The sequence below is a fragment of the Cytophagia bacterium CHB2 genome (assembly GCA_030263535.1).
Classification (GTDB): Bacteria; Zhuqueibacterota; Zhuqueibacteria; order Zhuqueibacterales; family Zhuqueibacteraceae; genus Coneutiohabitans.
Genome location: SZPB01000348.1, coordinates 1 through 6838 on the forward strand (window position 1 = coordinate 1; position 6838 = coordinate 6838).

Sequence of the window (6838 nt, forward strand, 5' to 3'; positions counted from 1 at the left end):
GGTAATGAAATTCGCTTTGAGCGAATCCGCATTCTGCGGCTTATCGAATCCTTTGACGAAACGGTATTTTACCGCAGCGCCGGTTTGCAAGCTGTCAACGCCGATCACCAGCTTCACCGCCCAGGTTCCGGAGACGCGCGCGGTGGCGATGTTGGGTTCGAGCGTCGCATCGAAATCGATGCGGCGGCTCTTGCCCGTCGCATACATGCCCATCCAGGCCGCCAGCAAGAGCAGCAGCGTAAACAGGCGCAAGCCCCAAAGAGTCCTTGTTTTGGAAGTCATGCGTAGTCCACCAGTTGCACAACGCGATGATTGCCGTTTTTGTGACAGGCTATTCGCTCACAATCAACTGGCGCAATCGTCACACTTAGAGATACCCCAAGCTTCTTAAATTTTCTTTCAACGCCTCGTCGGCGGAAGCGTTGTCTTCTTCATAGCTCCAGTTTGGCTCTTCCCACGTATCAATATGACGGATGGGCGAAGCGCTCAAAAAATCCGGTTTGAATATTTCCGTAAGCACGCGGCCATCCATGTCTTGCCCGATGGGCAGATCCATCAACGCGAGTAACGTGGGCGTGACATCCAACACGCTGGCATTCTGCAAGGCATACCCGCGGCGAATGTCCGGCCCGGCGGCGATGAAAACGCCTTCAGGATGGTGATCACCGGAGATGGCGCCAATATCGCCGGCAACGATTTTCTCCGCAGCGATGATCTGGCCTTCCGGCAGCTTTACCTGCAAGCCTTTCAACTCGCCGAGGGCGGCGTTCAGCGCGATTTCAATATTGCCATAGGGATCGAGACTGACATCGAAAAATGGCGCGGAGGGATTCACCACTCTAATCGCGCTCAGGTCGCTGCGCATTTTTTCGATTTGAAAGGAATCCTCCTGGCGATGGCGAAAAAACGTTGCGCCGCGAATGTTAAACGTGCGCACCGCGGCGGCTTCCCAATGCAACAATTCCACCAGGGCCTCGGGCAAAATACGCACGGTACGATCCGGCGGGCGGCCCTGAGCTTCGGGCACGGATTGAAAACCGTGATCCGAAACGATGATGACGTTGGTGTTGCCCTCCTCGTGGCGTGCCGGCAAGCTCACCTCGAGCCGGCGCAGCGTGCGGCCGATCATGCGATCGACGGCTTCGTAAGCTTGATAAATCTTACTGCGATGTTTTTGGATCTCGCGCGGCTCGACCGAGCTCGCCGATGCCTCCGGCTCCATGAATTTCCAATAATTGTGCGAGGTGCTGTCGACCAGTGTGAAGACGTACATCGATAATTGCGTTTGAAAATGCTGCACCTGGCGCACGAACACATCGGCATAAGCTTCAAACCCGATGCGGCGCATGTGATAGAATTTTTCGAGATAATCGCGTTGCGCGCGCGTGCGCACCAGCGTCAGCGCCGCATCTGCGAACGAAGACGGCCGCACGCCCAAACGATGGCATTGCCACGCGCGTTGCATCGCGGTGAACAGCGAACGCCGGTTGTCCGAACGCTGGGTCATGTCAAGCTCGCGAATCGCTTGCAGCGAGGCGGGATGCGTTTCCGGGCCGCGCGAGAACGATCCGGGAATCACGAAGCCGTTGAGCTCCGGCGGCGGCCATGTCACCATATAACCGCACAAACCGACGCGCCAGCCGGATTGCGAAGCCATGTCCCACACGCGTTTGCAGCGCACGCTTTTCGATGACACCACGAAATCCCACACGCCGTGTTTATCCGGCGTTTTGCCGGAAGCGATGCTCGTCCAAATCGCCGGAGATACCATTGGCTCGATTGACTGCAAAATGCCGGAGGCGCCGGAGTCGCATAACCGCTGCAAATGCGGCAGGCGGCCTTGCGCCATCATCGGTTTTAGAATGCGCCAGGTGGCGCCGTCCATTCCGAAAAAAAGAACTTTAGAACTGCGTGATGTTTTATTCATGATGATATTGACAATTTGCCATCAACAATTAACCATTGATCATATCCATTTGTCATTAACAATTGTCAATGGCTAATGATTAATGGTCAATGATCAATGGATAATTGAGAATGATTGCTCATAAATACCCCAAACTCTTCAGCCGCGCTTCCACTTCGGCGCGATCTTCCTCGCTGTAAACCATCTGCTCGTCATTCTTGTTGTGTTCGAATTCCATGCGGTCGATGGGCTGCTCGCGCAAGACTTTGTCCGCCAGGCCACCGGTCAGCACGTCGCCATCCATATCGTTGGGAATGGGGTGGCCCATGAGGTAAAGCGCAGTGGGCGCGATATCGATGATGCGCGCATTTTTCAGATGCTGGCCTTTCTTCACGGCCGCGCCATGCATCAGAAAAATTCCGTCCATGCGGTGCTGGCCGGTGATGTAATGTCCCGGATCGCGAATCACGCGATGCGACGAAAACGAGAAGCTGCTGAAGACGATGTAACGCGGATCCTTCGGGAAATAGACCAGATCGGGCGCGCGCTCGAAAAACGGGCCGTCAAACAACTCTTCTCGTTTGTAAATTTCGCCGATCAGCGCTTCGCCGGTTTTGGGATCGCGGAATTGGCGCAAACGCTGCGTGATTTCATCGCGCGTGGCTTCGTAGTCAGCGCCGGGCTTGACCACGCCCTCCGGCTCACGCCCTTCGAGATTCACAAAAATCAAACCCGCAATGCCGCCGCCAATGGAATACGCGCGCGAACGCCGCCAATCGATATCCGGGAACGAAAAGAAAACTTTCTCCGCCAGGCTGTAGCCGGCTTGCGTGCCTTTGACTTTGCGCTTGACCTTGCTCAGCCCGATCATGTTGATCATGGAAAAAATATTGCTCGGGCTGACGCCGGCCTGAAAAGCGCGATATTTGAGCTGCGCCGCCAGACTGCGTTTGGGCGTGAGAAAGCCTTCGCGCAGCAACCAGGTGTTGCTGTAGATGTAGTACTCCAACGGCCCGAAGCCGTGATCGGAAACCAGCAGCAACGGCACCTCAGGATAATTCTGCCGCACCTCGCCGATGAAATCATCGATCACACGGTAGACTTTGAAAATCGCGTCGCCATAGCGCTGATGATCTTCCGGGCGATACTTCGAGTGCGTGTTGTCCGCGTAGCGCCAGAACGAGTGCATGGAAAAATCGGTTTCGCTGAACACCTGCACGAACAGATGCCAGGCCTTGTTTTTCAGGCAATGGCGCGCAATTGTGATTTTGTTTTGCAGCGTGCCGAGCAAATCCTCGAGATATTCCTTTTCATTCTTGCCGGAGAAGCTCACACTCGGCAGCGGTTTGTAACCCGGCACAATTTTCTCGAATTCCTCGATTAAATTTTCGGGATAACAACGATTCGGGCCGGAAGCCGGCACCGGCAAGCCGGCAACCATCTGGCCGTTAAGTGGCCGCACCGGATAGGTGATCGGCAGATTGAGAATGATCGATTGCTTGCCATGAAAAGCCATGATATCCCACAAGCGCGCGCTCTCCACTTCGTCGGAGTTCACCGGCTCGATGCGATAGGAATTCGGGCGGCGGCGCATGAACTCAAACAAACCATGGCGCCCCGGCCCTTTGCCGGAGGCGAAGGAATTCCACGCAACGGCCGTGCTCGGCGGAATCACGGTGCGCAACGGGCCCCAGCAGCCTTCTTGCATCAACGCCGCCAGTTGCGGCAATTTTCCTTGCTCGACCCAGGGCGTAATCAAATCAAAGGTCGCGCCGTCCAGACCTAGAATAATAAGACGGGAATGATGTGATGGTAAGCTCATGATAGCAGGTTCATCCTAAATGTTCTTTCAAGATCCAAAACATGATGCCGGCTTGTCCGCAGGCGAGTTCGCATATTAGTTCCGTTAAAGTGAAATTGTTGCCATAAAAGCAAAAAAATTTTCCACCGGATAGAAACAACCCAACTGTTAAAAAGCTTTTCCATCCGCCGGGTTGATTCTATCCGTTGGCGATTTCCTTTGAGTTGCGGTTTATCCGCCTTGCAGCCATTAAATCGAGCTGGCTTCCATTTTTTTGTTGACCGAAACGGCTTCGCGCCTTCCCGGGAGAGGCGCGTCAACAGAATTTTCTCGGCGCGCGCCAGGCGCAATCTTCAGCGTTTGATACAGCTCTGCAAATTCGCGCACAAATTTGTCGAAATTGAATTTGCGGTCGAGGTTCCTTGCCGCAGCATGCGCCAACTCTTCTTTGAACGCTGGATTCGAAAGCACGCGAATGACCTGACGCGCGAGATCGTGGGCATCGCCCATGATGAAGAGCAGCCCGTCCTCGCCGTCGGTAATTTGCTCGGGAATGCCGCCGGCGTTGCACGCAACCACGACGCGCCCGGTCGCCATGCCTTCGAGCACGACGCCCGGAAACGCATCCTGGCAAAGCGAAGATTGCACGATGACATCGCTTGCCGCCATGATTTGAGGCACATCGTTGCGCTCGCCGGCAAAGAGCAGAATGCCCTCGCGCACGAACGGCTCGGCTTGCGCACGCAATGCGCGCGCATAATCTTCATGGCCTTCCAATTCGCCGCCGACAATGAGAAAACGCGCCGCCGGAATTTGCGCGCGGATGAGGGGCAACGCTTGCACAAAAACCATGTGGCCCTTGCGCCGTGAAAGCTTGGCGATCATCGTGATCACCGGGGCTTCCGGCGGGAAACCGAATGCCCGCCGCAACGGCGCGCCGTCAATGCGCGAATGAAATTTCTCGCGATACGGCCCGGGATTATAAATCACCGCAACTTTGTTTTGCACGAAGCTGCGCTTGAGCACCATTTGCCGCGCCGTGCCATGCGAAACGGCGACGATCTTGGTGGCGAATAAATGGATCATCGTCGCCACCGGATACCGCGTGAACGGATTCGGCCGGCTTGCGCGCAAATGCCAAACCACCGGAACGCCGCAGCTCCACGCGGCAAGCGGGGCGTGAAAGTCACGCAAATCATTGGCATGCACCACTTCGATGCGCAGTTGGCGCAGCATGCGGCGCAACATTAAAACGCCGGTAACGGCGCGGCCAATGAACCGCAGCAAACGCACGGGATGCAACAACTGGCGCGAAATGCGATCGATGCGGAGATAATGCAAGCGGCTGGTCAATTCCGCAGAAAGCTGTTGTTGCGCGATTTGCGCACGCGCCTCTTCCGGCACAACGGCAAAGGCTTCGAAGTTGCCGCGATTGAACGCTTCGAACAATTTCAAAAAACTCAGGCTGGCGCCGCCTTGCGACACAAAAAATGAGGTGAAATACAAGATGCGCATGCGCTGCGAGGGCATGGGGGTTTTCACCGAAATCAATTTTTGCTCACCTCCAAAACTGGAAACGACGTCAATGCGTGCGCGGGCAGCGCAGCCGCATGCCCCTTGCCGTTGGTGTGAAATTTATTTTCCTGCGGCGCGAGATCAATCTTGCCGTTGACCAGTGGCTTTACGATTTGATCCGGGCGGAGCGCTTTCGCCAGATGGATGAAGGTCATGATCAAAGGCAACTCGGCCTGATCCAACATGCCGGTGTACCACAACATGGCAAAGAGAATGGCGCTGTAGCCGCCCACCATGCCGGCGGCGGCCACACGGTTTTCTTCGCCGCTCGTTTCACGCTTAACCCGGGCAATGCGATAAATGTGTTTGAACGGTCGCCAGAGCACGAGGAAAAACAACAAGCAGCCGATAATGCCGCCTTCCGTGGCGATGATCAGGAAAATGTTATGTACGGTCGAGCTGAAACGATCGCGGATTTCATACTCCGTGTAGTGCAACAACTCGTTTGATTTTCCCAGGCCGACGCCGAACCACGGATTCTCGGCAATCAATTCCGCGGAACCCAGAATCAAATTATAGCGCGTCGATTCGCTGCGGCTGCCGGGCAACATCTGCACACGTTCTGCCAACGCTTTGGAAAAAAGCGAGAGTTCGTCGAAGTAGGTGAAGACCAGGGAGGCGAGATAGACGCCGGCGATCAATCCCAGCAGCAGAAAGCGCGGCCAGTTGATGCGCTTGAGCGTCAACGCGCCGGTGGCATAGAACATTACCGTGATCCCGAAAACAGCCGCGCCCCAATTGCCGCGCGATAGCGTGAGCACCAGGGTCACGGCGGAAACGATGCTGCACACCCAATAGAGCAGGCGCGCGCGGCCGGTGCTCATCAACGCTTTTGCCACCACCAGCGGCAACAACAAGACAATCCAATTGCCGAGAATATTGCTGTGTTTAAATGTGCCCTGCACACGCACCAGGCTCATCACACCGGCTTTGTAAATGGAAATGTGTTCCATTTCCTGGCCAAAATACTGCTGTACCGCGCCAATGCTGGTCTGCGTGATGCCTTGCACCAGTCCCAGGCTGGCTTCGCAAAAAAGCGCTACCATCAAAAAAATCATGATCGAGCGCAGGGAATAGTAACGATACAAATTATGGCGCAAGTAGAAACCGACGAGATAACATTTAACCCAGAACCAACCGGTGTTCGCGCCGAGTTCCCAGGTCTCATTGAGGGCAACGGAAACGCCGAGCCAGGCCATGAACAAAAAAAAGTACAAGTCGATGCGCTGCATTTGCAAGCGTTGGTCTTTCAAACCAAAACGAAAGGCCCACAAGAAATACACGCACCATAGCGGTAACTCAAACAAATAAAGCCTGTAGCCGTTGCCCAGGCGCGTGGCCAGGGGAAAAGCGAACGTTGTTAGCGTGAGCCAAAACGCGATTTTTTCAAGTTTGATCATGTTTGACTATTACTCATCGGCGATCAAGACACCCGGCGCCAGGGTTTTTCAGCGAATAATCCCTGCCAGCTTCTCGGCAGATTGGCTGTGGCCCATGCCAGGCCGCGCTTGAGCGTCGGCTTTGTTTGAAAACTCCGCGCGAAATAGCGGCGCGCA

At 55.1% G+C, this 6838-nt stretch carries 5 protein-coding genes; all 5 read right to left on the minus strand.

The window, feature by feature from the left end:
* On the minus strand, nucleotides 1-282 hold a 282-nt coding region (locus FBQ85_24270; protein MDL1878249.1), incomplete at its 3' end, for a hypothetical protein.
* A gap of 85 nt (nucleotides 283-367) precedes the next feature.
* Entirely contained in the window at nucleotides 368-1927 is a 1560-nt protein-coding gene (locus FBQ85_24275) for a hypothetical protein (protein MDL1878250.1), read from the minus strand.
* 118 nt (nucleotides 1928-2045) lie between these two features.
* On the minus strand, nucleotides 2046-3728 hold the full coding sequence (locus FBQ85_24280) for a hypothetical protein (GenBank protein MDL1878251.1): 1683 nt from the start codon (nucleotides 3726-3728) through the stop codon (nucleotides 2046-2048).
* Between the two features lie 228 nt (nucleotides 3729-3956).
* Nucleotides 3957-5258 carry a glycosyltransferase family 4 protein gene (locus tag FBQ85_24285; GenBank protein ID MDL1878252.1) on the minus strand — a complete coding sequence of 434 codons (1302 nt, stop codon included), beginning with the start codon at nucleotides 5256-5258 and terminating at the stop codon, nucleotides 3957-3959.
* A complete protein-coding gene (locus tag FBQ85_24290) occupies nucleotides 5255-6682 on the minus strand; it encodes an O-antigen ligase family protein (protein ID MDL1878253.1) in 1428 nt (475 codons plus the stop codon). The genes FBQ85_24285 and FBQ85_24290 overlap by 4 nt, the downstream gene beginning before the upstream one ends.
* Nucleotides 6683-6838 lie beyond the last annotated feature (156 nt).